The organism is Delftia deserti, from assembly GCF_042653485.1.
In the GTDB taxonomy this organism is placed as follows: Bacteria; Pseudomonadota; Gammaproteobacteria; order Burkholderiales; family Burkholderiaceae_C; genus Comamonas; species Comamonas acidovorans.
On the sequence record NZ_JBHSIH010000001.1, the window covers coordinates 5,361,744 to 5,387,458 of the forward strand.

Below are 25,715 nucleotides of genomic sequence, written 5' to 3' on the forward strand. Positions count from 1 at the left end.
AGCGACCAGGTGAGAATGACTCTTGTTTTGCACGCTAAGAGTCGGGGTCATGACATCCATGGAGTCGCGGCGCAGGCATGCAAAAAGGCCATGGAAATCCATGGCCTTTGTGTTGCTGCGCCATCCGCCGCAGGGCGGCGGGGCGCCGTGGCGGCGGTCAGGCCGACAGCTTGGGCTGGGCAGCGGTGCCGGTCAGGTAGCCGACGGCGGCGCCGAACTTGCCGCGGTAGTTGGCGCTGATCAGCGGGTCCAGCGTGGGCTTGACCACGTTGTGGATGGCGCCCCAGTCACCGGCGTGCTGGAAGTTGCTCATGATGTAGGTCCAGCCGTTGATCTCGTCCACGGCATGCAGGCCCGTGGATTCGCCGCCTGCGGGAATCGACATCAGGCGCGACAGCTGCTTGGTGTCGATGTTGTAGGCCCACAGGAAGTTGTTCACGTGCTGGCCGCTGTCCTCGCCGATGAACAGGGTGCGCATCTTCTCCGAGAACTTGAGGTTGTCGGGGTTGCAGATCTTGTTCGGGTTGCCGGTGTTGCCCAGCGCGTCGGCGCTGATGTCCTCGCCGGCCAGCAGGGCCTTGGTGTCCACGGGCATCCACTCGCTGTTGATGGCGGCGCCTGCCGTGTCCTTCTGGCCGCCGCGCAGGTTCAGTGCCATCACGGTGCCGGCCTTGAGCTGCTTGGGGATGGACACGCCGTTGCCGGCCACGTTCAGCGCATCACCGGCCACCATGGACTTTTCGCAGTTCTGCAGGGCCGAGTAGGCGACCTTGTCCTTGGCGTTGACGGTCGTGCCCTCCATCTTGGTGAAGCCCATGCTCGCGCCCTTGAAGGCGGCGTAGCGGTGGGTTTCCAGGAAGGCGGCGGCCTTGTCCATGCCGGGGTTGATCTTGATCCACTCGACCTTGCCGTTGGCCGTGATCCTGGTGTAGCTGGCGTCGCCCGGATCGGTCTTGGCCACGGTCATGATGTCCGTGGGCTTGAGCGTGTTGGCCAGTTGCTCGATCTCGGCGCTGGTGGCCGAACCCAGCTTGATCCAGGTCAGCGCGGCGGCGCTGCCCGATGCCGGGTCGATGGAAAAGCCCGCACCCACCTTGGCCACGTACAGCGAACCCGAGGACAGGTCCTTTTCCTTGTCGGCCACGAAGACGAAGTAGCCGCTGTTGGTGGCATCGTCGCCCATCAGCGCCGTGCGCTGGTCGGGCATGACCTGGACCAGTTCGTGCGAGATGCGGCCCATGCAGAAATGCTTCTTGATGCTGGCGGTGCCGTCCACGTTGACCGTCACTTCGGGCATGTGGCCGTAGTGGTAGGGGTTGGCCCTGTTCTGGTCGCCATACAGGTTCTGGCTGAAGGCCTGCAGCTGCGCATTGCCGGTGGCGAAGGCGTCGGGCTCGTACTCTTCGCTGGACAGGTGGGTGCCCCAGGGCGACAGGCTGGCGCCGCAGGTGATCCACAGGCCGTGCACCTTGGAGGTGTCCACGTTGTGGTACTTGACCAGGCTGAGCTTGCCGGTGGTCTGATCCTGGTCCAGCGTCAGCACGGCAATGGGCGAGGGCAGCTTGCCGTACATGTCGGTCTTGCCGTCCTGCGCCCAGGTGGTGTATTCGAACTGCACCACGGCGAACACGGGCTTGCCCTTGACGCCATCCACCTTGGCATTGGGCACGGTCAGCAGCGAGGTGCCGTCGGGCGAATCGGAGAAGAAGTGGCGCTCGCTGCCGGCCACGGTGCGGTCGATGATCTTGTTGTTGTTGATGTCGTAGTAGCCGCCGGCCAGGATCTTGCCGCCCTTGCCGTCGGACACTTCATCGCCGGTCACGAAGAACGGCTGGTAGCCCAGCTCGAAGCTCTGCTCGCTGTTGTCGCTGTACTGCACCTTCAGCTGCGAGGCCACGGTCATCCTGGCCATGGCCTGGGGGTTGGCCAGCGTGGGCGCGGCCATGGAGGTGAAGCTGGCCGCCACGTAGTTCTTCGCGGGGCCGTCGTCGCCGCCGCCGCAGGCGGTCAGCAGGCCGGTGGCGGACACGGCGGAGCCGAGCGGCAGCAAGGGGGCGCCGGTCAGGAATTGCAGCGCCTTGCGGCGGGAGAGCATCGTGGATTGGGACATGGGGCTTCCGTTATGGGTTTGTCAGCGTCAACCCATCGGGGGCGGGATGGGCCGGGATGCCGCCGCGCACTCGCTGGCTTGACATCCGCACGGCATGCTAGGCAGCCGGTATGACAGAGCGATGGCACCCGCATGACGAAACCGTGACAGCGTCATGTGACAGCCGGCAGGCGAGGGGTGCCGGGCGATACGGCCAGTCAAGAAAATGACCCGTCCTGCCATAGGTTGACACCTATGAAGGACACCGATCCGGCGTAATCCAGCCGGCCAGAGACGCCCGATGAACCTCATCGGGCGTTTTCAATTTTAGGGACAGGTGCGGTCTTTCCTGGTTGTAGATCTGCACGGCCTGCTGGACCATCCGGCTGGCCTGGGCCAGATCGGCAGGCCGATGCAGCAGGAACTCCATCTTCAAGATCCCGTTGACGCGCTCGGCCAGCGCGTTCTGATAGCAGTCGTAGCCGTCAGTCATCGAACAGGCAATGCCGTGGCGCCGATGAATCTCCTGATAGTCATTCGAGCAGTACTGGATGCCCCTGTCCGAGTGATGCACCAGCATTTGCTGCGTCTGGCGGCCGTTGAGCGCCACCTTCAGCGCCCGGCTGACCTGCCCGGTGTGCAGGCTGTCGTGCACATGATGGCCCACGATCTTGCGCGACCACGCATCAGTGACCAGGCTGAGATAGACGAACCCCTGGTCGGTGGGCAAGTACGTGATGTCGGCCACCCACACCTGCTCGCTGGCAGTCGCTCGGACTTGATGCGGCCCCTCCTTGAGCAAGTTGGGATGGCGTCGAAACCGATGATGGCTGTCGGTGGTTTTGTGATACGCCCGCTTCGGCGCCACCAGCATGCGCGCCTCGCGCAGCACGTCCAGCAACGCATCGCGCCCCAGGCTCGCGCCGGCGTGCTGCAGCGGCTGCGCGAGCAGATGGTGCAGCTTGCGCGCGCCCAACCGGGGCTGACGCAGGCGCACGTCGCGAACGAGCTCGATCACGGTGTCGGCACGCGCACAGCGTTGCTGCTGATGCTGCAACTGCTGGTAGTAGGCTTGGCGGCTGACGCCCCAATGGCGGCAAGCTCTCGCCACGCTCAGCCCCGGGAGGAGCTTTTGCGAGAGGACTTGCCCAAAGGCTTTTTTACGATGCGCACCCCGTAGTCCTTCTTCAGGACATCGATCACCGCCTCGAACAGTTGGGCCTTCTCGTTGGCTTCGCGAAGCTGGACTTCGAGGGCCTTGATCTTCTGCTCGGGAGTCAGCGGTGCAGCAGGTGCAGATGAGGGCTTCTTGATCGGTACTGGCATGGCAAGCCCGGATGATGCCGAACTCCAGTTTTGGCGACCATGCTTGCGCAGCCACACCAACACGGTCGAACGGCCCTGGATGCCGTAGCGCTCCTGGGCCTGTTTGTACGTGAGATCGCCTTTTTCCACCTGATCGACCACCGACAGCTTAAAAGCCAGCGTGTAGTCCCGCTGCGTGCGTTTGACCCTTGATTCCATTGACTTGCCTTTTCTGAGAGGAAAAGGTGTCAACCCAGGTCAGGACGGGTCAAAACCAAAGAAAAAGCCCCTTGAAAAGGGGCTTTGGGGTTGCAGTGGCGTGGCGCTCAGCCGGACAGTCCGGGCGGCGCAGGCGGCGCAGGCGGCGCAGGCGGCTCGGTGCCAATGGCGTCGCTGCCATCGCTTTCATCGGGCGCTGCAAAGCAGTCGCGGAAGGTGAAGACGATGGAGGTGAAGAACATGGCGGCCAGCAGCATGGCCGTGCCGATCATCAGGCCGTTGGCAATGCTGCCCAGCACCTGGGCCAGCACGGCCGAGATCAGGGCCATCACGATGCCGGCCACGATGAACACGCCCATCCAGCTCAGGCCGAAGACCACCAGCGCGCCGATGTTGCGCACACAGGCCACCAGGCTGAAGAACACGGCCTTGACCGGGGGCACGTTGTGCCAGTGCACCAGCCCCGGCGCGTGCCAGAACAGCAGTGACAGCGGCAGGTACAGGCCCATGCTCAGCCACATGGCGGCCTGGAAGTCGGGCGACTCGGCGATCTCGCGCGTCAGCGGCTCGCCGCCCAGGTAGACGTTGGCAAACTGGCCGTCGTCCACCAGCATGGACAGGCCCATGATCAGCAGGAAGCCTGCCGCATACATGGCGCCCAGCGTGAGCATGGAGTTCAGGCGCTGGCGCCCGGTGCGAAAGGCCACCAGCAGCAGGGCCGGCGTGGGCGCACGCCCGTGCGATGCCTCGGCCGCCGCCACCATCATGGCCAGCGAGGTGGCCGGCAGCAGGCCCAGCGCGATCACGGGGCCGATCAGCGGCAGCACCGTGACCAGCGACATGGCCGCCATCGACAGAAAGAACAGCGCCGCCAGTGCCAGCGGCTGCTGGCGGAAGGTGCGGATGCCCTGCTGCACCCATTGCAGGCCGGTACGGGCGGGAACGATGAGAAGTTTCATGGGGTGAGGAAGTCGGGGCGCCTGGATGGGGCATGGCCTCTGGCATGGGCCGCGCCGCTGGCGCCCGAACGGGGACTGTACCCGAGGACGCGCGGCCCGTGGACCGCAAAGCCCTCTGTCAGCCGCGCTGTGGCGGTCTTCGGACGTCAGTCCAGCGCCACGGGGTGGGCCAGGCGCTGGCGCAGCACGCGCTCGAAATGGGTGGGGTCGTGGGGAACGAGCATGGAGGCCTCGCGCGGCAGGTGGAAATCCCACAGGCGGGAAATCCAAAAGCGCAGCGCGCCCGCGCGCAGCATGGGGTTGAACAGCTCGCGCTCGGCAGCGCTCAAGGGGCGCACCGACTGGTAGGCGTCGATCATGGCCTTGGCCTTGGTGGCGTCATGGGCGCCGGTGGCGTGTTCGATGCACCAGTCGTTGAGGCACACGGCCAGGTCGAACAGCCAGCTGTCCACGCCTGCGAAGTAGAAGTCGAAGAAGCCGGTCAGGCGCTCGCCATCGAACATCACGTTGTCGCGGAACAGGTCGGCGTGCACGGGGCCGCGCGGCAGCGCCGCATAGGCCGGCGAGGCGGCCACATGGTTCTGGAAGGCCAGCTCGGAGCGCAGCAGGTCGGCGGTGGGTGCGTCGATGTGCGGGATGACCGTGGGCACGGTCTCGTTCCACCAGGGCAGGCTGCGCAGGTTGGGCTGCTGGCGATCGTAGTCGCGTCCGGCCAGGTGCATGCGCGCCAGCATCTCGCCCACGGCGGCGCAGTGCGCGGGCTGGGGCGCCAGCTCGCTCTTGCCGGGCAGGCGGTTGACGATGGAGGCCGGCTTGCCGCACACGCTCAGCAGGATGTCGCCGCTGCGCGTCTCGGCCTGCGGGTCGGGCACGGGAATGCCGGCCTGCGCCAGATGCTTCATCAGGTACAGGTAGAAGGGCAGTTGCTCGGCCGTCAGGCGCTCGAACAGCGTCAGCACCCACTCGCCCTGCTCGGTGGTGAGAAAGTAGTTGGTGTTCTCTATGCCGCCCTGGATGCCGCGCAGCTCCTTGAAGGAACCCAGGGTCATGCGGCGCAGCAGCTCGCGTGCGTCTTTTTCGGAGACTTCGGTGAAAACGGCCATGTTGCTGTTCCGGCCTTCGCGGCTCGGCGGAAATCGTTGACTTCAGATATGGAAAAAGGGCAGCGCCGTCAGGTGCTGCCCCGTGGGATGCCGCCGGGCCGGGAGCCCGGACAGTCCGGTGAGGATCAGAACTTCTTGAGGTTCCAGACGCGCGTGCCGTTGGTGCCGTCGCCGTCGCCGCGGTTGCGCGAGGAACGGGCGCCGTCGTTGGACTGCACTTCATAAGAAGGCATGTCGCCGACCTTGGGCTGCACGGTGATGCTGCGGGTCTGGCCGCCCACGCGCAGCTCGTCAACGCGGCTGCCGCCATCTTCCACATGGATGTGTTCCACGCGCTGGTTGGTTCGGTCGCGGCCCTCGGGCTTGGCCGTGTCCGGCGCGGTCTGCTCGGTCGCCGCCGCAGGAGCGGTGGAGGCAGCCGGGGCAGGCGTGGGGTTCTGGGCCAGCACGGAGCTGGCGGCCAGGGTCAGGAAGATGAAAAGTGGAGCGGCGCGCATGGGCTCCATTGTAGGACTTGCAGCGGGCGCTGTCCCGCCCTGTCACCCTGCCGGCGCGTGCACAATCGGCGCATGAGCAATTCCAAGACCCTGGTGCTGATCGACGGCTCCAGCTATCTCTACCGCGCCTACCACGCCATGCCGGACCTGCGCGCCGAGCCCGGCAACCCGGAAAGCCCCGCCACGGGCGCCATCCGCGGCATGATCAACATGCTCCAGGCGATCAGGAAGGACGTGGCGGCCGACTACGCGGTCTGCGTGTTCGATACCAGCGGACCTACCTTCCGCGACACGCTCTACCCCGAATACAAGGCGCACCGCTCGCCCATGCCTGACGATCTGCGCTCGCAGATCGAGCCCATCCATGAAGTGGTGCGCCTGCTGGGCTGGCCCGTGCTGGCCATCCAGGGCGTGGAGGCCGACGATGTGATCGGCACCCTGGCCAAGACGGCCGCCGCCCAGGGCGTGAACGTGGTGATCTCCAGTGGCGACAAGGACCTGTCCCAGCTGGTGGACTCCCACATCATGGTGATGGACACCATGAGCGGCAAGCGCCGCGACGTGGCCGGCGTGACGGCCGAGTTCGGCGTGCCGCCCACGCAGATGATCGACTACCAGGCCCTGGTCGGCGATGCCGTGGACAACGTGCCCGGCGTGTCCAAGGTGGGCCCCAAGACGGCCGTCAAGTGGCTGGCCGAGCACGGCTCGCTCGACGGCCTGATTGCTGCGGCCGACGGCATCAAGGGCGTGGCCGGCCAGAACCTGCGCGATGCCATCGCCTCGGGCCAGCTGGCGCTGAGCCGCCAGCTGGTCACCATGAAGACCGACTGCGACCTGAGCGCCGAAGTGCCCACCCTGCCGGTGCTCGACGCGCTGGCGCCGCGCGAGCCCGATACCGCGCCGCTGCGCGACTTCTATGAGCGCTACGGCTTCAAGGGCCTGGCGCGCATGCTCGGCGGTGCCGCGCCCGAGCCCGATGCGCTGGAAGCCGTCAAGGCCGGCCGCAAGCCAGCGGCCAAGCCGCGTGCCGACCAGGCCACGGGCGACATGTTTGCCGAAGAGCAGGCCGAGTCCGACGACGCCACCACCGAGGCCGAGGCCGCCCAGCAGCGCCCGCTGGACTACGACGTGGTGCTGACCTGGGAAGCGTTCGACCAGTGGCTGGCCAAGATCAGCGCCGCCCAGCTCACGGCCCTGGATACCGAAACCACCTCGCTGGACGAGATGCGTGCCGAGATCGTCGGCATCTCGCTGAGCGTGGAGCCCGGCGCCGCTGCCTATATCCCGCTGCGCCATGCGGGCCCCGACGCCCCTGAGCAGCTGCCGGCCGACGAGGTGCTGCAGCGCCTCAAGCCCTGGCTGGAAGATGCGGCCCGGCCCAAGCTGGGCCAGCACGTCAAGTACGACCGCCATGTGTTCGCCAATGCCGGCATCGAGGTGCACGGCTATGTGCACGACACCATGCTGCAAAGCTATGTGCTGGAAGTGCACCGCCCGCACGGCCTGGCCAGCCTGGCGCTGCGCCACACCAACCGCACGGGCATCAGCTATGAAGACCTGTGCGGCAAGGGCGCCCACCAGATCCCGTTCGCCCAGGTGCCCGTGGACAAGGCTGCCGCCTATGCCTGCGAGGATGCCGACCAGACCCTGGACGTGCACCGCGTGCTGTGGCCGCAGCTGCAGGCCAACGACGGCCTGCGCGGCGTGTACGAGCTGGAGATCGCCACCAGCGAGGCCCTGTTCCGCATAGAGCGCAACGGCGTGCTCATCGATGCCGCCACGCTGGCCAGGCAGAGCAACGACCTGGGCCAGCGCATCGTGCAGCTGGAGCAGGAGGCCTACGACATCGCGGGCCAGCCCTTCAACCTGGCCAGCCCCAAGCAGCTGGGCGAAATCTTCTTCGACAAGCTGGGCATGCCCGTGGTCAAGAAGACGGCCACCGGCGCACGCAGCACCGACGAAGAGGTGCTGGAGAAGCTGGCCGAGGACTATCCGCTGCCCGCCAAGCTGCTGGAGCACCGCAGCCTGTCCAAGCTCAAGGGCACCTATACCGACAAGCTGGCGCAGCTGGCGCTGCCGCGCACGGGCCGCGTGCACACGCACTACGCCCAGGCCGTGGCCGTGACGGGGCGCCTGTCCAGCAACGACCCCAACCTGCAGAACATCCCCATCCGCACGCCCGAGGGCCGGCGCGTGCGAGAGGCCTTCATTGCCGCGCCCGGCCATGTGATCGCCAGCGCCGACTACTCGCAGATCGAGCTGCGCATCATGGCCCACCTGTCGGGCGACGAATCGCTGCTGCGCGCCTTCCACGAAGGCCGGGACGTGCACCGCGCCACGGCATCGGAAGTCTTCAACGTGGAGCTGGAGCAGGTCAGCAGCGAGCAGCGCCGCTATGCCAAGGTCATCAACTTCGGGCTGATCTACGGCATGAGCAGCTTTGGCCTGGCCAAGAACCTGGGCATAGAGACCAAGGCTGCGGCCGCCTATATCGACCGCTATTTCCAGCGCTATCCGGGCGTCAAGCGCTACATGGACGAGACGGTGGAATTCGCGCGCGACCATGGCTACGTGGAAACCGTCTTCGGCCGCCGCCTGTACCTGGTGGACATCAACGGCGGCAGCGGCCCGCGCAAGAAGGCGGCCGAACGCCAGGCCATCAACGCGCCCATGCAGGGCACGGCAGCCGACCTGATCAAGAAGGCCATGGTGGCGGTGCAGGCCGAACTCGATGCCAGACAGTCCGAGGTCCGCGTCATCATGCAGGTGCACGACGAACTGGTGTTCGAGCTGCCCGAAGGCGAGTCGGATTGGGTGCGCACCGAGATCCCGCGCCTGATGGCCGGCGTGGCGGATCTGAAGGTTCCCTTGCTTGCTGAAGTGGGTCTGGGACCCAATTGGGACAAGGCGCATTGAGCTTCACGCAGGCATCGTAGACTTGGCCGGTTCTCAACCACCACCAAGGAGAGATGCATGCGCGATGATCAGCAGCAAGACCTGAAGGCCCTGGTTCCGGGGCGCAGCAGCGAAGAGGGGCCCACGCGGCGCCTGGCATTGCAGACCGCCCTGGGCCTGGGTTATGCCGCAGCGGCCACGCCGCTGATGGCGCAGACCGCCATCTCCACGCCGGCCGACGGACTGACGGCCGGCGAGGTGCATTTCACCGTGAACGGCTTCAAGGTGCCCGCCTACCGCGCCGCACCTGCGGGCAAGAAGAATGTGCCGGTGGTGCTGGTGATCTCCGAGATCTTCGGCGTGCACGAATACATTGCCGACACCTGCCGCCGCCTGGCGCGTGCCGGCTACCTGGCCATCGCCCCCGATCTGTATGCGCGCCAGGGCGATCCCAAGACCTATGGCGACATCGCCAAGCTCATGAGCGAGCTGGTCTCCAAGGTGCCCGACGAGCAGGTCATGGCCGACCTGGACGGAGCCGTGCAATGGTCCGGCACCCAGGGTGGCGATACGGCACGCGTGGCCATCACGGGCTTTTGCTGGGGCGGGCGCATCACCTGGCTGTATGCGGCCCATGGCCCGGTCAAGGCCGGCGTGGCCTGGTACGGCCGGCTGGAGGGCGCCAAGACGGCGCTGCAGCCACGCCATCCGCTGGAGCTGGTCTCCAGCCTCAAGGCGCCGGTGCTGGGCCTGTATGGCGGGCAGGACACGGGCATTCCGCTGGAATCCGTGGAGCGCATGCGCGAGGCGCTCAAGCAGGGCTCGGCAGCGGCCAAGGCCTCGGAGTTCGTGATCTACCCGGAGGCGCCACACGCCTTCCATGCCGACTACCGGCCCAGCTACCGCGAGCAGGCTGCACGCGACGGCTGGCAAAAAATGCTGGCCTGGTTCAACAAGCATGGGGTGACCCCCTGAGCGGCTGCGCCGCTTCCCCCGTTGCACGGCGCCCTCTCTCGCTTCGCGGGAGGGGGGCGTCCGGGCAACCGGCGACACCCTCGGTGCGGGGCGGTGCGGCCGGCGTAGGCCCTTACTCGGTGTCCCTGGTGTGAGGACGCGCCAGTTTTTAAGGTATTGCTGACTAGCTTTCAACTTTATTCGCGCAGGGGGGCTTGACAGCTTCTGTAGGCTGAAACCGAGGGCACCCGACACCGTGGCCTGCTTTCTTCATGGGATCGCAGGCCACGGCTGCGATGGGACCCGTCTTTCTGCGAGAATTCGCGGGTTTCGCCTGCAAGGGCATACGGTTGAAGCACAAATCGCTATGACATTGGTAGCAATCATTCTGGCCACCCTGGCCGCCGGTATTGGCAGCGTCTGGGTGGCCGCGTTGTTGATGGGGCTGGGAGGCAATCGCTCGCCGGGCATGATGCCGCAGCGGCTGTTGAGCCTGGCGGCGGGCGCGCTGCTGGCCACGGCCTTCATGCACCTGTTGCCCGAAGCCTTCGAGAGCGAGGCCGGGGCGCATGACCTGTTCGTGACGCTGCTGGTGGGCCTGGTGTTCTTTTTCCTGCTGTCCAAGGCCGAGCTGTGGCACCACGGGCATGAGCATGGCGCGCCGCCGGCCCATGAGCACGACCCCCACGATCATGACCATGGCCATTCCCACGAACACCACCACGGCCACCGCCACGGCGGCTGGGCGGTGCTGACCGGCGACAGCGTGCACTGCTTCGGCGATGGCGTGCTGATCGCCTCCGCCTTCATGGCCGACATGCGCCTGGGGCTGATTGCGGCGGTGTCGGTGCTGGCCCACGAGGTGCCGCACCACATGGGCGACATCGTGGTGCTGCGCCAGTCCAGTTCCAACCGGCGCGTGGCGCTGATCAAGGTGTCCATGGCCGGGGCCGTGACCACGCTGGGCGGCATTGGCGGCTATTTCCTGGTGGGACAGCTGCAGGAACTGCTGCCGTACTTCCTGGCCGTGGCCTCCAGCAGCTTCATCTACGTGGCGCTGGCCGACCTGATTCCCCAGCTGCAAAAGCGCCTGAGCGCACGCGAGACCATGGCTCAGGTGGGCTGGCTGATTCTGGGCATCGTGCTGGTCACCGTGGTCAGCCGCGCGGCGCACGCGCACTGAAGCGGATGTGGAGGCGCGGGCCCTAGCTTGCGCGGGCCTCCTGGGGTGCCGGCCCCAGCAGGTCGGCGTAATCCACCGCGTACTTGATGAAGGCCGCATGGCCGTCGATGCGCAGCTTGCGGCGCAGGTGCAGCCGGTGGGTTTCCACGGTGCGCACCGAGGTGCCCATGAGCGCTGCGATTTCCTTGTTGGAGCGGCCCTCCGAAATCCACTGCAGCACGCTGGCCTCGCGCGGAGTGAGGGCGCGCCGGGGCCCGGCCGCATCGCCGTCGTCCTCAGCCACGGGCTGCAGGCCTGGGCTGAAATACAGTCCGCCGGCGTAGACCCGGTCTATGGCCTCGATGAGCTGCTGCGCAGGCGCGTCCTTGAGTACATAGCCGCGCGCGCCCAGCGCCACGGCGCGGCGCACGTATTCGGGGTCCTCATGCATGGACAGCACCAGCACGCGCACCAGCGGGAATTGATCGCGGAACAGCGCGGCCAGGTCGATGCCGCTGGCGCCCGGCATGCGGATGTCGGTGACCACCAGGTCGGGCGACAGCGCACGGGCCAGCGGCAGGGCCTGGTCCACGCTGGCGGCCTCGCCCACCACGCGGATATGGTCCGTGGCCTGCAGGCGCATGGACACGCCGTCGCGCACGAGAGGGTGGTCGTCCACCAGGAGGATGCGGATCATGGGGTTCATGCAGCGGCCCGTTGGAGTTCGAATTCCGGTGAGGGAGACAGCGGCATGCCGCCATCGCGGTAGAGCACGGCGACCAGCCGGGTGCCCCGGCGCCCCGAACTGATGGACAGGTGGCCGCCCAGGCCTTCGATGCGCTCGCGCATGTTGCGCAGGCCGATGCCGCCCTGGCGGTCGCGCTGCACGCGGCGCATGTCGAAGCCCTGCCCGTCGTCACTGACCTGCAGCACCACGCGGCGGCGCTGAAAGTGCAGGCTGACATCGATGCGCGTGGCCTGGGCATGGTTTTGCGCATTCGTCACGGCCTCCTGGGCCACGCGGAACAGGGCCGTGGCGTGGCTGGGCGGCAGAAAGCGGGTCTCGCCGCGGCAGCCGAATTGCATGCGCAGGCCGTCCTCGGCCTGCATTTGCTGGCTCATCAGCGCCAGGGCCGGGGCCAGGCCCAGGTCGTCCAGCAGGGCGGGGCGCAGGCCGTGGGAGACACGCCGTATCTCCACCAGCGCGTGATTGAGCTGCTCCAGGCCCTGGTCCACCATGCGCTGGGCCGTGGCCGGGTCCTGCGCGGCCAGCCGCCTGAGCTGGGCCTGGGCCGTCTCCAGCAGGAACTTGGAGGAGACCAGCACCTGCACCACGCCGTCATGCAGGTCGCGCGCCACGCGCGTGCGTTCCTCTTCCTGCGAATGCACCACGCGCTGGGCCAGCCGCTGCAGCTTGTTGCTGGACACGCGGTGATCGCTGAGATTGAAGACCAGCCCGGCCACGCCGATGAGCACGATGCACAGCGCCGCAATGCCGAAGATGCGCCAGCGCGTGGCCGCGATGTTGGCCTGGGCGCTTTCGTCGATCTGGCGCAGCGCCTGCTCCACATCGTCCAGGTACAGGCCCGTGCCCAGCGACCAGCCCCATTCGGGCACCGTGGCCACGTAGGCGAGCTTGGCCTCGGTACGCAGCGATGACGGTTTTTGCCACTGGTAGCGCACCAGGCCGCCGCCGCTGCGCGCGGCGTCCAGGATGATCCTTGCGGGTCCTGCGCCGCCCGGGCTATTGGGATCGCACAGGTCCACGCCCGACAGGCCCATCTGGCGCGCATCCAGCAGCACGTTGCCGTGTTCGTCGTAGACGAAGAAGTAGCCGTCCTCGCCGAACTGCATGCGCGACAGCATCTCCAGCGCCTGGCGCCGCTGCACGGATTGCTCCTCGCCGCTGGACTTGATGCGCGTCAGCGCCGTGGTCGCCAGCTGGACGTAGTGGCGCAGCTCCGTCTCCTTGCTGTGCAGGTAGGCGGTCTCGACCAGTTCCCGTTCCTGGTGGGCCAGTTCCAGGGTCTGGTGCTGCACGGTCGCCGCGACCAGGCCCAGGGCGAGCGCGATGGCGGCAATCGACAGAAGTGCAAGTTTCAGCGGAAGTTGCATGGGAGCCTGTGTGGGGTGCACCGACGATCTTTTCCGCCCAGGGGCCGGGCCTTGTCAACAGGGCTTGCGCGCATGCCGCCGGCGCCAGGGTGGCGGCCTTTGAATGGCGGGCGCCGTATTTCCCAGTGGCCTGTGCGCCTTGTATATCCATGCGGATTCACGCGGATTCACGCGCGCGTGAAAAGACGTTTGAATATCCCAAGGAAAACACCATGGAAAATGATTTTCGGGCGCGAAAGAAATATCCCGTGAATACTGGAGAGGCGAGATGCCATTTCTTGGTGCGTACTCCCCTTTTTGGGGTTTTGGATAATCGTTTTGCCGTATTGTGGTGCGCCGTACCTCTGATGCCTGATGTGCCGGTGGTAGACCAGCAGATTCCATGCCAAGCCTTTGTTTTCAAAGAATGTCGAAGCGCTGCGTAGCACTGCGTGGGTCCGTTTGCGTAGTGGTGCGTAGGGGAAAATTCATTATCGAATGCTCCTGATCCATGCCTAGAATTTCTCCGTGAAATCACGAGTTTGAATCATTTTGTATCGGTGATTCAGGTCAGCTCTGATGAGTGGGTTAGTGGTGACAAAGTGTTTCCAGGGTGCCGATGCAGTAATGCGTGGCACGGCAGTGGCAGCTTGTATTTTTTTTGAGAAGGGCAATACCATGGATATTCGAATGAACCTGCGGCGCGTGGCGCTGGCATGCGGGGTGGTGGTGACGGCCGCGGCGCTGGTGGGTTGCGCTGCGCCCAACAAGCGCGAGGTGCTGTCCACCACGCAGATCTACCCGGCCATCGGCCCGTACTCGCAGATGGTGGCGCATGGCAACACCATCTACTTCTCGGGCGTGCTGCCGCTGAACGCACAGGGCACGGCCATCCAGGGCGCCACCATCGAAGAGCAGACGCGCGCCGTGCTCGACCACATCGGCGCCAAGCTCAAGTCCCAGGGCCTGGGCTATGAGGATGTGCTCTCGACCTCGGTCTTCATGAAGGACCTCAACGAGTTCGCCGCCATGAACAAGGTCTATGGCGAGTACTTCAAGACCGGCGCCCCCGCTCGGGCCACGGTGGAAGTGGCGCGCCTGCCGCGCGATGTGAAGATCGAAATCTCGGCCATCGTCGGCCGCCGCTGACCGCTTGCGCAACGACAGGAGGACCGCATGAACGCACGACACCCCCAGATCGCGGCCGAGCAGGCCACATCCCTGACCGCCACTGCGGCCGCCGGCGAATCCGGCTATCCCGCGCGCTGGACTTCCAAGCGCCGCGACTTCCTGCGCATGCTGGGCTACGGCACCGGCGCGGCCACGCTGGGGCCGCTGCTGGCCGCCTGCGGCAGCAGCAACGCCCAGACCTCGGCCGAGGCCCTGCGCGAGCAGCTCATGCGCGACGAGGCCTTCTGGACGGACGTGCAGAACATGTTCATCCTCAAGCCCGAGAAGACCTACATGAACATCGGCACGGCCGGCTCCATGCCCAAGCTGGTGCTCGATGTGTTCGATACCGAAAACCGCAAGAAGGCCGCCGACTCGGGCAACGGCTACAGCAACCTGCTGGACCTGCGCAAGCAGGTGGCGCCGGGCTTTGGCGTGGATGCCGACGAACTGGCCTTCTCGGCCAATACCTCCTCGGGCATGTGCCACGCCATCCTGGGCATCGACTGGCAGCGCGGCGACGTGGTGGTCACCACCAACCACGAGCACGGCGGCGGCGACACGCCCCTGAAGATCGCCCAGGACCGCTACGGCATCGAGGTCTCGCGCATTGCCCTGCCCGTGGGCAACAACCAGACGGCCGCCACCTACGTGAACCTGTTCGACGAGCGCATCCGCGCGCTCAAGGCCCAGGGCAAGCGCGTGCGCGCCATGATGTGGTCCTCTCCCACCTACAAGACCGGCACCATGCTGCCCATTGCCGACCTGATGGGCGTGGTCAAGGCGCATGGCCTGATCAGCATCGTGGACGGCGCCCACCTGCCGGGCATGATGGCCTACAACTATGCGGAGCTGGGCATGGACTTCATGTCCGGCGCGGGCCACAAGTGGCAGTGCGGCCCGGGCTCGACGGGCATCCTCATCATCCGCAACAAGATGCGCGCCTCCAACCCGCTGCCCCTGCCCAAGTGGTACCCGGTGCACACCAGTGCCTACCCGGCGCTGGAGCGCACGACCACGGCCAAGGAGACCTACGACATCGCCGCCTCGGTCACCTCCTGCGGCAGCGTGCACACGCCCATGTTCCTGGCGCTGGCTCAGGCCTGCTCGCAGTGGGACAGCATCGGCCGCAAGAAGATCGAGACCTATGACCTGACGCTGTCGTCCTACCTCAAGGAAAAGATCGTCGAGCGCTGGGGCGTGGACTCGCTGTACTCGCCCAAGGACGATCCCAAGCTGCTGTCGGCGCTGACCTGCTTCAACCCGTTCCAGAACAAGGACGACGTGATGAACGGGACCAAGTCATCGACCTTCGTGGCGCGCATGCTCAGCGACTATCCGCAGGGCTTCGTGATCCGCAACTCCAACTTCCCCGTGATCGGCGCGGCGGCAGAGCACTACGGCGTGCGCGTCTCCACGCACCTGTGGCATGACGCGCGGGACATCGATCTGCTGGTGGATGCGATGTGGGATTTGTCTAGAAAGATGGCTTGACCCCCTGAGGCGCTTACGCGCCTTCCCCCGTTGCACGGCGCCTCTCTACCCGCTTCGCGGGGGAGGGGGACGACACCCTCGCTGCGGGGCGGCCCTTGCTCGGTGTCCCTCGCGTTGGGCCATGCTTGTGTTGGGGGCGTGCTTTCTGGCGCGGAGCGCTGTCCGCAGCCTTTCATCGTCAGCCGGGCTGTCCTTCGTCGCGGATGGCGGCGCGGACCTGGGGGAGCTGGCGGCGCGAGACCATGAGCAGTTCGGGGATGCCGTGCAGGCGCAGGGCCCAGCCTTCGCCTTCGGTGGGGTCGTCGTGGCGCTCCAGGCTGCGCAGGGCGCTGCGGGCGACAAGTGCGTTGCGGTGCACGCGCAGCAGGTGGTCGGCGTGGCGGGTTTCCAGGTCGGCCAGGGCGCCGTCGAGGATGTAGCTGCGGCCCACGGTGCGCACGGTCACGTACTTCTGTTCGGCCTTGAGGTAGAGCACTTCGGACAGGGGCAGGCGCACGGTGGTGCCCCGGTCCTGTATCAGCAGCACGGGGCCGCTGTCGCGCTCTGCCGTCTGGTGCACCGCCGTGCGTGCAGCCTTGGCCAGGGCCTGCTGCAGGCGCTCGCGCCGCACAGGCTTGGTCAGGTAGTCGGCGGCGTCCAGGTCGAAGGCCTCGACCGCATGGCCGGCATGGGCGGTGACGAAGACCACGGCGGGCGGCAGCGGCAGGCGGCGCAGTGCGTGCGCCAGGGCCAGGCCGTCCTGGCCCGGCATGTGGATGTCCAGCAGCGCCAGTTCCACGGCGCGCGGGCCCGGTGACTGCAGCACGGCCATGGCCTGGCGCGCGTCCGCCGCCTCGCTGACCTGGTGCGGGCCGCTGCCCGTGCAGGCTTGCACATCGGCCAGCAGGGTGCGCAGCCGCGCGCGGGCCAGGGCTTCGTCGTCAACGATCAGGATGTGCATGGTCCTTCTTCTTCGATACGGTCTTCGTGGGAGGGCTGGCAGGCGCAGCCAGCGGCAGGCTGATGCGCACCACGAAATGGCCCTTGAGCGTGCGCGCCGTGAGGTGGGCCTGCAGGTCGTGCAGCAGCGACAGCCGGGCGCGCACATTGGCCAGCGCAATGCCGTTGCCGCGCGTGCCAGCTGCGCTGGCGGAATCGGTCTCGGTGGGCAGGGTGTTGGTGATGCGCACCTCCACCAGATCGCCACGGCGCTCGGTGCGCACCTGCAGCTTGCCGCCGCGCGCGCTGGGCTCCACGCCATGGCGTATGGCGTTCTCCACCAGGGGCTGCAGCAGCAAGGGCGGCAGCAGGGCGCCATGGGCGCCGGGGTCCAGTTGCCAGCGCACCTGCAACCGGTCGCCGAAGCGCACCTGCTCGATGGCCAGGTAGCGCTGGGCCAGCTCGATCTCCTCGGCCAGCGTGGTCGTGCTGTGCGGCTCGGCCAGTGCGTAGCGGAACAGGTCGCTGAGGTCTTCCAGCAGGGCCTCTGCCTTGGCGGGCTCGGCACGCACCAGGGCGATGGCGCTGTTGAGCGTGTTGAACAGGAAATGCGGGCGTATGCGCGACTGCAGCTCGGCCAGCCGCGCCTGCGTGTCGGCTGGGGTGTGGCCGCGTGCGCGCAGCACCAGGGCGGCCACCAGCAGGGCCGCCAGCAGTCCGCCGGACATGGCGCTGGCCAGCCAGGGTGCGCTGGTGCCGCCGGCCAGTTGCAGCATGGCGCAGGCATACAGCCCGGCCGCCATGCCCAGCAGCACGCCGGCCGCATACTGCCCGGTGGAGGGCAGGCGCTGCAGCGGGTGCTTGAGCAGGCAGGCGGCCACCAGCCAGACCAGGGTGCCGGGCAGGCTGGCGCCGGTCAGCAGGGCCATGTTCTCCAGCCACTGCAGGGGCGAGTCGGCGCCGAACATCGCAGCCGTGGCCGCCACGGCCTGCACGAAGAGCACGGCACGCAGCACCACGCCGACGTTGCAGGCGTCGAAGACCAGCGCCGGGTGCGGGGCGTATGGAGGCGGGGTGGCCGGCGGCGGGGCGGTCGGTGGTGAAGGCGGCACGTGCGGGCTGGCGGTCGGACAGGATGGGCGCGGCCCACGGGCCGCATGCCCCGGATTATGGTCATGCGCCGGCGCACTGGCCAGCGCCCGCCGCCCGTGCCGCCCCTGGCCGGGCAAGGCGTCAGTTGCCCTGGGCTCCGGAGATGCGCACCACCCTGGCCCATTTTTCGTTCTCCGACTTCACGTAGGCCAGGAACTCGGCGGGCGTGGAGGTGCGGATGGTGACGCCACGCTCCTGCAGTCGGCTGCGGACCTGCGGCGTGTTCACGCTGGAGACGATGGCCTTGTGCAGGCTGTCCAGGATCGGCTGGGGCAGTCCCGCCGGTGCCATGACGCCCACCCAGGCATCGACCACCATGTCGGGCAGCCCCGATTCGATGGCCGTGGGAACCTCGGGCAACTGGGCGACGCGCTCGCGCGAAGTGATGGCCAGCGGCCTGAGCTTGCCCGACTGCACGAGGCCGAGCGCGGAAGGCAGGTTGTCGAACATCACGTCGAGCTGGCCTCCGACCAGATCGGTGAGCGCGGGCGCGCTGCCCTTGTAGGGCACGTGGGTCAGGTCCACGCCGGTCAGGATCCGGAAGTACTCGCCGGTCAGGTGGGGGGAGGTGCCCGGTCCCGGCGAGCCATAGTTCATGGGCCGTTGCGCCTTGCGCGCCAGGCTGATCCACTCGCCCAGGGTTTTGGCGGGCGTGGAGGGATTCACCAGCACCAGGTTGGTGTAGTAGCCGATCTGGCTGATCATGGTGAAGCCCTTGATATGGTCGAAGGGCAGGTTCTTCTGCAGCACCGGGTTGATGCCGTGGGTGGCCAGGGTGCCCAGGTAGATGGTGTAGCCGTCGGGCGCTGAGCCCGCGACGAACTGCGAGGCGATGTTGCCTCCCGCGCCAGGCCGGTTTTCCACCACGATGGGCTGCCTGAGCGTCTCGGACATCTGCGCCGCGACGATGCGCGTGACCAGGTCCGTGGAGCCGCCCGGGGGAAAGCCCACGATGAACTTGATGGGCCTGGCGGGGTAGTCCTGGGCCTGCGCCGCGGGGCTGGCGGCGAGCAGTCCGCCGGCCAGCATGGCCAGGCCTGTCTGGATGAGGGTGCGCTTTTGCATGTCTTGGTCTCCTGCGGGTGCCAGCGGCTTCATGGCGCGCTGTATTTCTGGATGAATTCATTCCTGAGCTGGCGCTTTTGCACCTTGCCCAGGGTATTGCGCGGCAACTGCTCCACGATGTGGATGGCCTTGGGCGTGCGTACCGCGCCCAGCTTCGCGCGCACATGGCTGCGCAGTTCCTCGGCGCTGGCCTGGCGCCCCTGGCGCAGTTCCACCGCCGCCTCCACGCGTTCGCCCCAATGGGCATCGGGAATCCCGAAGACCACGCTTTCGGCGACGTCTGCGTGCTGGGACAGCGCCTCCTCGACATCGCCGGGGTAGACGTTGAAGCCGCCCGAGATGACGACGTCCTTGGACCGGCCCTTGATGAACAGGTAGCCCTGGTCGTCGAGGTGGCCGACATCGCCCGTGCGCAGCCAGCCGTCGGACAGCACCGCCTCTGTCTCCTCTGGCATGCCGAGGTAGCCGCTCATCAGCAGGTCGCCCCGGGCCACGATCTCGCCGGACTCGAACGGCGGGCAGAGCCGGCCGTCCCTGTCCATGACGGCCAGCCGCGTCAGTGGCCCCGCGCGGCCGGCACTGCCCAGCCTGGCGTCATCGGCGCCGGCATGGCCGGGCATGCCGGCGATGATCACCGGTGCCTCGGTCAGCCCGTAGGTGACGCCGACCACCGGCCCCAGCAGGGTCCGCGCCTGGCGCAGCCTCTGCAAGGTGGCGCCGGCCCCGCCATACAGCAGGTTGCGCAGCCCGGGCAGGGGACGTGGCCGTTCGGCCTGCAGGTCCAGCAACTGGTAGAGCAGGGTGGGCGGTACCCAGCAGCCCGTGGCCTGGTGCGCGTGCAGCGCGTCCAGCAGCCGGTCGGCCTTGGCTCCGTCCATGATGACCAGGCAGCCCCCGGCCGCGAGCACGGGCAGCACGAAGGTGCCCGCGCCGTGCGTCATCGGCGGGCCGAGCACGAAGCGCTCGTCCGGTGTGAACCCGAACACCTGCATGAGCGAGGAGACCATGGTGTTCAGGCAGCGCACCGACTGCAGCACGGCCTTGGGACGTCCCGAGGAGCCTCCCGTGAACTTGATGGCCATGGTGTCTTCGCCGCCGGCCTCCTCGATCCGGGTTTGCAGCCCCTGGCATTGCGCGAACTCCGGCGTCTGCCCGGGGACGGGAGCCAGATGGATCACGGGAATGTCCAGGCCCCGGGCCAGTTCGCGGGCGCTGCCATCCAGCACGACCAGGTCGGGCCGGGCCGTGTCCATCTGCTGGCGCAGCTCGGGCTGGGGATTGCCGGGCGTGAGCGGCACCAGCACGCCGCGGCAGTGGTAGGTGGCGAGAATGCACACCAGCATGGCCAGGCTGTTGTGGCTGGCGAGCGCCACGGTCGGGCGGGCGCGGCCCGAGACTCGCTGCAGGGCTGCGGCCGCGGCATGGACCTGCCGGGCCAGGTCGCCATGGCTCAGGCGCCCGGCGATGGAGCCGTCGGCGGCCAGCTCGATGGCGGCATCGGCGTCGGGCTGTCGGCGCACGCCGGCCCAGAGGAAGTCTATGGGCGTCATGGGCGGCCTTCCCAGGGGTTGTCGAGGACGGTGACCACGGCGGCCGCATCCTCGACGCGCAGGAAACCGCCGCCGTTCTCGGCCACCGCGATCCGGGCGCCGCGCACCTGGCGCGCGCCGGCTTCCCCGCGCAGCTGCGTGACCAGCTCATGCAGCTGTATGAGGCCCGTGGCGGCGATTGGATGCCCCTTGGAGACCAGGCCTCCCGAGACGTTGACCGGGCACTCGCCGCCCAGGGTGGTGGCGCCGCTGGCCGTGTAGGGGCCGCCTTCGCCGCGCGCGCACAGGCCCAGGTTCTCGATCTGCAGGATCTCGGCGAAGCTCGAGGCATCGTGCACTTCCACGACATCGATCTGGCCGGCCGAAATGCCCGCAGCGCCGTAGGCACGCCCGGCCGCAAGGCTGACGCAATGGGCTGCCAGCGCCTCGGCGGGCCGGTGCGTGGCGCTGGACACACCCATGCCCCGGATGCGCACCGCGCGGGCGCGGGCGATCCTGTCAAGCGCCCGTTCGCTGCACACCACGGCGGCCGCGGCACCGTCGGAGATCGGCGCGCACATGGCCCGGGTCAGAGGCCAGGCGATGGGCGGTGTATCGAGCACGTCCTGCACGCTCATGGGCGTGCGGTACTGTGCCAGCGGGTTCAGCGCCGAATGCCCGTGGTTCTTCGCGGCCGCATGCGCGAAATGCGCCTGCGTCGTCCCGTACATCTTCATGTGCATGCGGGCGAGCGAGGCATACACGTCCATGAAGAAGCTCTGCTGGCGCCAGTCGCCGCCCCCGGCCGTGGCCGGCCCCACGCCCGCCCCCAGGTGCTGCAGCGCATCCCAGGTGCCCTGCATATCATGGACATCCGTGCCCCCGAAGAAGGCTTCCATCATGGCCTGGCGCTTTTCCGGGTAGTACATCTTCTCCGTTCCCGCCACCAGCACCACGTCGTGCAGTCCCGCCTTGACTGCGGCATAGGCCAGGTACAGCGCCGAGCTGGAGCTGGCGCAGGCGTTCTCGACGTTGAAGATCGGCAGGCCGCCAAAGCCCATGGCCGTCAGGGCGCACTGGCCGCGGATGGAGTTCTGCCCCTCCATCTGTCCCTGGCGCACGTTGGCGAACCAGGCTGCATCCATGTCGCCCCGCGACAGGCCCGCATCGGCCAGCGCCGCCGTCACGGCCTCGCGCGTCAGCTGCTTGACCGATTGGTCCGGATGCCGGCCCAGCCGGGTGTGCGCAATGCCTGCGATGAAAACTTCCATATGCCTTCCTGTCTCCTTGGGTTTTCTTCCAGAATGTGGAAGCCTTGATGCCCGACTTGCCATTCCGCCTGAAGGCAAGAATAGAATTTGTCGCTGGTTCAACCACAAACTTCCAGCATTTGGAAAATGGCACACGGAACGCAAACGCTGGAACGCGGGGTCGAGCTGCTCAAGCTCGTGGCGGCTCACCATCCGTCGGGGGTCCGGCTGACGGATCTGGTGCAACTCAGCGGGTTGGAGCCTCCCACCGTCCACCGGCTGCTGGCCAGTCTGGTGCGGGAGGGGCTGGTGGGCCAGCAGGAGACGGGCAAGCGCTACGTGCTGGGCCGGTACTGCGGGCAACTGGCGAAGGCGGCCGCCCATGAGGCGCCCATCCAGGAAACCTACGGGCCGCTGCTCGAGCAGATTGCCCAGGACACGGGCGATGCCACCTTCCTGGTGGTGCAAAGCGGTTTCGATACCTTGTGCATTGCGCGCGCCATCGGCACCTACATGATCCAGGCGCTGGCCGTCAGCGTCGGGCACCGCCAGCCCATAGGCGTGGGCGCAGGAGGGCTGGCCATGCTGGCGCAAATGCCCGCGCGCGATGCCGAGGCCCTGATCCGCGCCAACCGGGACCGGCTGGCCTACTACCGCAACCTGACCGATTCGGCCCTGCGCGACATGGTCCGGCAGGCCCGCAGTGCCGGGCATGCGGTGATCGGCAACTATGCCGTCTCGGGCGTCGTGGGCGTGGGCGTGGCGTTGCGCGATCCGCTGGGCAACATCGTCGGCGGCATCAGCGTGGCTTCGATCAAGCAGCGCATGGGCCGCGAACGCCAGGAGCAAGTGGCGCGCCGCATGCGCGCGCTGATGGCGCGGCATGGGGCCGGGGGCCTCTAGGGGAGCACCCCATGCCCGCCTGAACAGGCCCCTGGACGCGTCGGCCTGGTGCGGACCGATAGAATCCAGGTTTCCTGCTTTGCGCGGCCGCGTTGCCGTCCGCGGTTTTTCGACGCCCGTCGCCCTCACATGTCTGCCAATCAACCAACGTCCGCCTCGCACAACCAGCTCGACACCAAGGCCCAGGCCTGGTCCGCCCTCTTTGAAGAGCCGATGAGCGATCTGGTCAAGCGCTATACCTCCAGCGTGTTCTTCGACAAGCGCCTGTGGCAGGCCGACATCACGGGCAGCCTGGCGCATGCCGAGATGCTGGCGGCCCAGGGCATCATCGCCGCCGCCGACCACGAGTCCATCCGCAAGGGCATGGCGCAGATCACGCAGGAGATCGAGTCCGGCCAGTTCGAGTGGAAGCTCGACCTGGAAGACGTGCACCTGAACATCGAGGCCCGCCTGACCCAGCTGGTCGGCGACGCCGGCAAGCGCCTGCACACAGGCCGCAGCCGCAACGACCAGGTGGCCACCGACGTGCGCCTGTGGCTGCGCGGCGAGATCGACCTCATCGAGGGCCTGCTGGGCGAGCTGCAGCTGTCCCTGGTCGAAGTGGCCGAGAAGAACGTGGACGTGATCCTGCCCGGCTTCACCCACCTGCAGGTGGCCCAGCCCGTGAGCTTCGCCCACCATCTGCTGGCCTATGTGGAAATGTTCAAGCGCGACGCCGAGCGCATGCTGGACCTGCGCCGCCGCGTCAACGTGCTGCCGCTGGGCAGCGCCGCCCTGGCAGGCACCACCTACCCGCTGGACCGCGAGCGCGTGGCCCGCACCCTGGGCATGGAAGGCGTCTGCCAGAACTCGCTGGACGGCGTCAGCGACCGCGACTTCGCCATCGAATTCACCTCGGCCGCCAGCCTGTGCATGGTGCACGTGAGCCGCCTGTCGGAGGAGCTGATCATCTGGATGAGCCAGAACTTCGGCTTCATCCGCATCGCCGACCGCTTCACCACGGGCTCGTCGATCATGCCGCAGAAGAAGAACCCCGACGTGCCCGAGCTGGCACGCGGCAAGACCGGCCGCGTGGTCGGCCACCTGATGGGCCTGATCACCCTGATGAAGGGCCAGCCCCTGGCCTACAACAAGGACAACCAGGAAGACAAGGAGCCGCTGTTCGACACGGTGGACACCCTGAAGGACACGCTGCGCATCTTCGCCGAGATGATCGGCGGCCAGGCCGACCCGGCCACGGGCGGCAAGAAGGGCGGCATCACCGTCAACGCCGAAGCCATGCGCGCCGCCGCGCTCAAGGGCTACGCTACGGCCACCGACCTGGCCGACTACCTGGTCAAGAAGGGCCTGCCCTTCCGCGATGCGCACGAGACCGTGGCCCATGCCGTCAAGCTGGCCTCGCAAAAGGGCGTGGACCTGACCGAGCTGCCACTGGCCGAACTGCAGGCCTTCAACCCCGGCATCGAGGCCGATGTCTTCGAAGCGCTCAGCCTGGAAGGCTCGCTCAATGCGCGCAACACACTGGGCGGCACGGCGCCGGCCCAGGTGCGCAAGCAGCTCGCTGGCCACCAGGCGCGCTTGAATGCACGCCTGAACGCACGCCTGGGCTGATTCCCCCGTTCGCCGGAGCCACGCCATGACATCCTCCCGCCGCCAACTGCTGACCGGGGCGCTGCGCGCTGCCGGCGCAGTGACAGCCGTTGCCGCCTCGTCGGCCCTGGCTCCGCTGGCCTGGGCACAGCCCGGGCAGGCCATACGCATCCTGGTGGGCTTTCCGCCGGGCGGCGGCACGGATGCCATCGCGCGCCTGCTGGCCGACCGGCTCAAGGACGTGCTGGGCACCACGGTGCTGGTGGACAACCGCCCCGGCGCGGGCGGGCAGATCGCGGCGCAGCAGCTCAAGGCGGCTGCGGCCGACGGCCACACGCTGTTCCTCACGCACGACCACACCATCTCCATCCTGCCCCAGGTGGTGAAGAAGCCGGGTTTCGACCCTGCCCATGACTTCGTTCCCGTGGCCGGCTTTGCCACCTTCGTGAACGCGCTGGCGGTCTCCGCCAACACGCCGGCGCACAACCTCGCCGAGTATGTGGAGTGGGTGCGCCAGGGCGCAAAGCGCGGCAGCATCGGCATTCCCGCGCCGGCCTCCACGCCGGAATTCCTGGTCAGACTGCTGGCCGAGCACTACAAGCTGGACCTGGTGGCCGCGCCCTACCGGGGCAGCGCGCCCATGCTGGCCGACATGCTGGGCAACCAGATTCCTGCCGGCATCGCCTCGGTGCAGGACCTGATGGAAAACCACAAGGCCGGCAAGCTGCGCGTGATCGGCGTGCTGGGCACGCGCCGCCAGGCCACCATGTCCGAAGTGCCCACGCTGGCCGAGCAGGGTGTCAAGGGCTTCGAGGACACGCCCTACTACGGCATCTACGCGCCGCGCGGCACGCCCCAGGCCTTCGTCGACCGCTTCTCCGCCGCCGTGGCCGCCGTGCTCAAGCAGCCCGATGTGCACGAGCAGCTCACCGCCCTGGGCCTGACCGTGGGCCACATGCCGCCCGCACAGTTGGCCGAGCGCGAGCAGGCCTATACCCAGGTCTGGAAACGCATCATCCGGACCAGCGGCTTCCAGCCTCAGTAAGACCTGCGGACTGGTCCCCGCTGCCGGCAAGCGCCGTGTTTTGGTACGGCCATCGCCGGAGCCGGCAGCGCAGTGGGTGGCGCCAGTGGGTGGCGCGAATCCTTGTGATCGGACATATATGACGCTTTCATGCGTCGATGTCTTACAGATGGATACACCGCAGACGCGGTTCCGTGCACCCGCAGCAGGGCCTGCAGCGGATGCGGCCCGGTATCATCCCGCGCAGTGGTTTTCAGCCGCAGTGGATGCGGCCCTGCATTCGGTGCATGCGGGCGACAGGCCAGCGCCTTGTTCCAGCCCTTGCCGCCGAGCCCTGCCTGCA

At 67.5% G+C, this 25,715-nt stretch carries 21 protein-coding genes; 9 read left to right on the forward strand and 12 right to left on the reverse strand.

Annotation, left to right across the window (positions count from 1 at the left end):
• Positions 1–157: 157 nt before the first annotated feature.
• From ACFPFG_RS25415 to ACFPFG_RS25435, 5 genes are all read right to left on the reverse strand, one after another.
• On the reverse strand, positions 158–2,110 hold the full coding sequence (locus ACFPFG_RS25415; protein WP_380108754.1) for a PhoX family protein: 1,953 nt from the start codon (positions 2,108–2,110) through the stop codon (positions 158–160).
• Between the two features lie 232 nt (positions 2,111–2,342).
• Positions 2,343–3,613 (reverse strand): IS3 family transposase gene (locus ACFPFG_RS25420; RefSeq protein WP_380106692.1). Its coding sequence is split into 2 segments (ribosomal slippage): positions 2,343–3,251 and positions 3,254–3,613, totalling 1,269 coding nucleotides; the frame shifts between segments, so codons are not numbered across the junction.
• 107 nt (positions 3,614–3,720) lie between these two features.
• Complete coding sequence (locus ACFPFG_RS25425) at positions 3,721–4,572, reverse strand: BPSS1780 family membrane protein (protein ID WP_096913843.1); 852 nt, start codon at positions 4,570–4,572, stop codon at positions 3,721–3,723.
• A 146-nt stretch (positions 4,573–4,718) separates the two neighbouring features.
• A complete protein-coding gene (locus ACFPFG_RS25430) occupies positions 4,719–5,675 on the reverse strand; it encodes a homoserine kinase (protein ID WP_183019914.1) in 957 nt (318 codons plus the stop codon).
• Between the two features lie 125 nt (positions 5,676–5,800).
• Positions 5,801–6,172, reverse strand: coding sequence for a hypothetical protein (locus tag ACFPFG_RS25435; protein ID WP_013800945.1), 372 nt, complete (start codon positions 6,170–6,172; stop codon positions 5,801–5,803).
• A 72-nt stretch (positions 6,173–6,244) separates the two neighbouring features.
• Here ACFPFG_RS25435 and polA point away from each other — a divergent pair, with 72 nt between their 5' ends.
• The 3 genes from polA (at position 6,245) to ACFPFG_RS25450 (ending at position 11,204) form a co-directional block, all read left to right on the forward strand.
• Positions 6,245–9,088 (forward strand): DNA polymerase I, encoded by a 2,844-nt coding sequence (polA, locus tag ACFPFG_RS25440; RefSeq protein ID WP_183019913.1) that lies wholly within the window; start codon positions 6,245–6,247, stop codon positions 9,086–9,088.
• Between the two features lie 57 nt (positions 9,089–9,145).
• Positions 9,146–10,042 (forward strand): dienelactone hydrolase family protein, encoded by an 897-nt coding sequence (locus tag ACFPFG_RS25445; protein ID WP_380108757.1) that lies wholly within the window; start codon positions 9,146–9,148, stop codon positions 10,040–10,042.
• A gap of 346 nt (positions 10,043–10,388) precedes the next feature.
• Positions 10,389–11,204, forward strand: coding sequence for a ZIP family metal transporter (locus ACFPFG_RS25450; RefSeq protein WP_183019911.1), 816 nt, complete (start codon positions 10,389–10,391; stop codon positions 11,202–11,204).
• 22 nt (positions 11,205–11,226) lie between these two features.
• Here the strand turns inward: ACFPFG_RS25450 and ACFPFG_RS25455 are convergent, their stop codons facing one another.
• Both ACFPFG_RS25455 and ACFPFG_RS25460 read right to left on the reverse strand, forming a co-directional pair.
• On the reverse strand, positions 11,227–11,889 hold the full coding sequence (locus ACFPFG_RS25455; protein ID WP_197955327.1) for a response regulator: 663 nt from the start codon (positions 11,887–11,889) through the stop codon (positions 11,227–11,229).
• Positions 11,886–13,298, reverse strand: a complete 1,413-nt coding sequence (locus tag ACFPFG_RS25460) for a cache domain-containing protein (protein ID WP_197955330.1) — start codon at positions 13,296–13,298, stop codon at positions 11,886–11,888. Before ACFPFG_RS25460 ends, ACFPFG_RS25455 begins: the two co-directional genes overlap by 4 nt.
• Before the next feature lie 212 nt (positions 13,299–13,510).
• Here ACFPFG_RS25460 and ACFPFG_RS25465 point away from each other — a divergent pair, with 212 nt between their 5' ends.
• The 3 genes from ACFPFG_RS25465 to ACFPFG_RS25475 all read left to right on the forward strand — a co-directional run bounded on the left by ACFPFG_RS25465 (position 13,511) and on the right by ACFPFG_RS25475 (position 15,941).
• Positions 13,511–13,723 (forward strand): hypothetical protein, encoded by a 213-nt coding sequence (locus ACFPFG_RS25465; protein ID WP_183019908.1) that lies wholly within the window; start codon positions 13,511–13,513, stop codon positions 13,721–13,723.
• Positions 13,724–13,955: 232 nt separating this feature from the next.
• Positions 13,956–14,426, forward strand: a complete 471-nt coding sequence (locus ACFPFG_RS25470; RefSeq protein ID WP_183019907.1) for a Rid family detoxifying hydrolase — start codon at positions 13,956–13,958, stop codon at positions 14,424–14,426.
• Positions 14,427–14,453: 27 nt separating this feature from the next.
• Complete coding sequence (locus ACFPFG_RS25475) at positions 14,454–15,941, forward strand: aminotransferase class V-fold PLP-dependent enzyme (RefSeq protein WP_197955334.1); 1,488 nt, start codon at positions 14,454–14,456, stop codon at positions 15,939–15,941.
• Between the two features lie 178 nt (positions 15,942–16,119).
• Here the strand turns inward: ACFPFG_RS25475 and ACFPFG_RS25480 are convergent, their stop codons facing one another.
• From ACFPFG_RS25480 to ACFPFG_RS25500, 5 genes are all read right to left on the reverse strand, one after another.
• Positions 16,120–16,881, reverse strand: a complete 762-nt coding sequence (locus ACFPFG_RS25480; RefSeq protein ID WP_183019905.1) for a LytR/AlgR family response regulator transcription factor — start codon at positions 16,879–16,881, stop codon at positions 16,120–16,122.
• Positions 16,862–17,971, reverse strand: coding sequence for a sensor histidine kinase (locus ACFPFG_RS25485; protein ID WP_183019904.1), 1,110 nt, complete (start codon positions 17,969–17,971; stop codon positions 16,862–16,864). The genes ACFPFG_RS25480 and ACFPFG_RS25485 overlap by 20 nt, the downstream gene beginning before the upstream one ends.
• A gap of 121 nt (positions 17,972–18,092) precedes the next feature.
• The gene (locus ACFPFG_RS25490; RefSeq protein WP_312372810.1) at positions 18,093–19,076 is read right to left on the reverse strand and encodes a Bug family tripartite tricarboxylate transporter substrate binding protein; all 984 of its coding nucleotides are present in this window, start codon (positions 19,074–19,076) and stop codon (positions 18,093–18,095) included.
• Positions 19,077–19,105: 29 nt separating this feature from the next.
• Entirely contained in the window at positions 19,106–20,626 is a 1,521-nt protein-coding gene (locus tag ACFPFG_RS25495) for a class I adenylate-forming enzyme family protein (RefSeq protein WP_183019902.1), read from the reverse strand.
• The gene (locus ACFPFG_RS25500; RefSeq protein ID WP_380108762.1) at positions 20,623–21,876 is read right to left on the reverse strand and encodes a thiolase family protein; all 1,254 of its coding nucleotides are present in this window, start codon (positions 21,874–21,876) and stop codon (positions 20,623–20,625) included. Before ACFPFG_RS25500 ends, ACFPFG_RS25495 begins: the two co-directional genes overlap by 4 nt.
• A gap of 126 nt (positions 21,877–22,002) precedes the next feature.
• Between ACFPFG_RS25500 and ACFPFG_RS25505 the strand changes: the two genes are divergently transcribed.
• The 3 genes from ACFPFG_RS25505 (at position 22,003) to ACFPFG_RS25515 (ending at position 25,393) form a co-directional block, all read left to right on the forward strand.
• Entirely contained in the window at positions 22,003–22,758 is a 756-nt protein-coding gene (locus ACFPFG_RS25505) for an IclR family transcriptional regulator (RefSeq protein ID WP_183019900.1), read from the forward strand.
• Positions 22,759–22,887: 129 nt separating this feature from the next.
• Positions 22,888–24,369 carry an argininosuccinate lyase gene (gene argH / locus ACFPFG_RS25510; protein WP_012207114.1) on the forward strand — a complete coding sequence of 494 codons (1,482 nt, stop codon included), beginning with the start codon at positions 22,888–22,890 and terminating at the stop codon, positions 24,367–24,369.
• 25 nt (positions 24,370–24,394) lie between these two features.
• Complete coding sequence (locus tag ACFPFG_RS25515; RefSeq protein WP_380108765.1) at positions 24,395–25,393, forward strand: Bug family tripartite tricarboxylate transporter substrate binding protein; 999 nt, start codon at positions 24,395–24,397, stop codon at positions 25,391–25,393.
• The last annotated feature ends 322 nt before the right edge of the window (positions 25,394–25,715 follow it).

Coding starts and splice junctions, on each gene's coding strand:
- ACFPFG_RS25475 (WP_197955334.1), top strand. CDS start 14,454: ATGAACGCACGACACCCCCAGATCGCGGCCGAGCAGGCCACATCCCTG.
- ACFPFG_RS25435 (WP_013800945.1), bottom strand. CDS start 6,172: ATGCGCGCCGCTCCACTTTTCATCTTCCTGACCCTGGCCGCCAGCTCC.
- ACFPFG_RS25445 (WP_380108757.1), top strand. CDS start 9,146: ATGCGCGATGATCAGCAGCAAGACCTGAAGGCCCTGGTTCCGGGGCGC.
- ACFPFG_RS25455 (WP_197955327.1), bottom strand. CDS start 11,889: ATGAACCCCATGATCCGCATCCTCCTGGTGGACGACCACCCTCTCGTG.
- ACFPFG_RS25500 (WP_380108762.1), bottom strand. CDS start 21,876: ATGGAAGTTTTCATCGCAGGCATTGCGCACACCCGGCTGGGCCGGCAT.
- ACFPFG_RS25515 (WP_380108765.1), top strand. CDS start 24,395: ATGACATCCTCCCGCCGCCAACTGCTGACCGGGGCGCTGCGCGCTGCC.
- ACFPFG_RS25470 (WP_183019907.1), top strand. CDS start 13,956: ATGGATATTCGAATGAACCTGCGGCGCGTGGCGCTGGCATGCGGGGTG.
- ACFPFG_RS25425 (WP_096913843.1), bottom strand. CDS start 4,572: ATGAAACTTCTCATCGTTCCCGCCCGTACCGGCCTGCAATGGGTGCAG.
- ACFPFG_RS25460 (WP_197955330.1), bottom strand. CDS start 13,298: ATGCAACTTCCGCTGAAACTTGCACTTCTGTCGATTGCCGCCATCGCG.
- ACFPFG_RS25450 (WP_183019911.1), top strand. CDS start 10,389: ATGACATTGGTAGCAATCATTCTGGCCACCCTGGCCGCCGGTATTGGC.
- ACFPFG_RS25430 (WP_183019914.1), bottom strand. CDS start 5,675: ATGGCCGTTTTCACCGAAGTCTCCGAAAAAGACGCACGCGAGCTGCTG.
- argH (WP_012207114.1), top strand. CDS start 22,888: ATGTCTGCCAATCAACCAACGTCCGCCTCGCACAACCAGCTCGACACC.
- ACFPFG_RS25415 (WP_380108754.1), bottom strand. CDS start 2,110: ATGTCCCAATCCACGATGCTCTCCCGCCGCAAGGCGCTGCAATTCCTG.
- ACFPFG_RS25480 (WP_183019905.1), bottom strand. CDS start 16,881: ATGCACATCCTGATCGTTGACGACGAAGCCCTGGCCCGCGCGCGGCTG.
- ACFPFG_RS25465 (WP_183019908.1), top strand. CDS start 13,511: ATGGAAAATGATTTTCGGGCGCGAAAGAAATATCCCGTGAATACTGGA.
- polA (WP_183019913.1), top strand. CDS start 6,245: ATGAGCAATTCCAAGACCCTGGTGCTGATCGACGGCTCCAGCTATCTC.
- ACFPFG_RS25495 (WP_183019902.1), bottom strand. CDS start 20,626: ATGACGCCCATAGACTTCCTCTGGGCCGGCGTGCGCCGACAGCCCGAC.
- ACFPFG_RS25490 (WP_312372810.1), bottom strand. CDS start 19,076: ATGCAAAAGCGCACCCTCATCCAGACAGGCCTGGCCATGCTGGCCGGC.
- ACFPFG_RS25505 (WP_183019900.1), top strand. CDS start 22,003: ATGGCACACGGAACGCAAACGCTGGAACGCGGGGTCGAGCTGCTCAAG.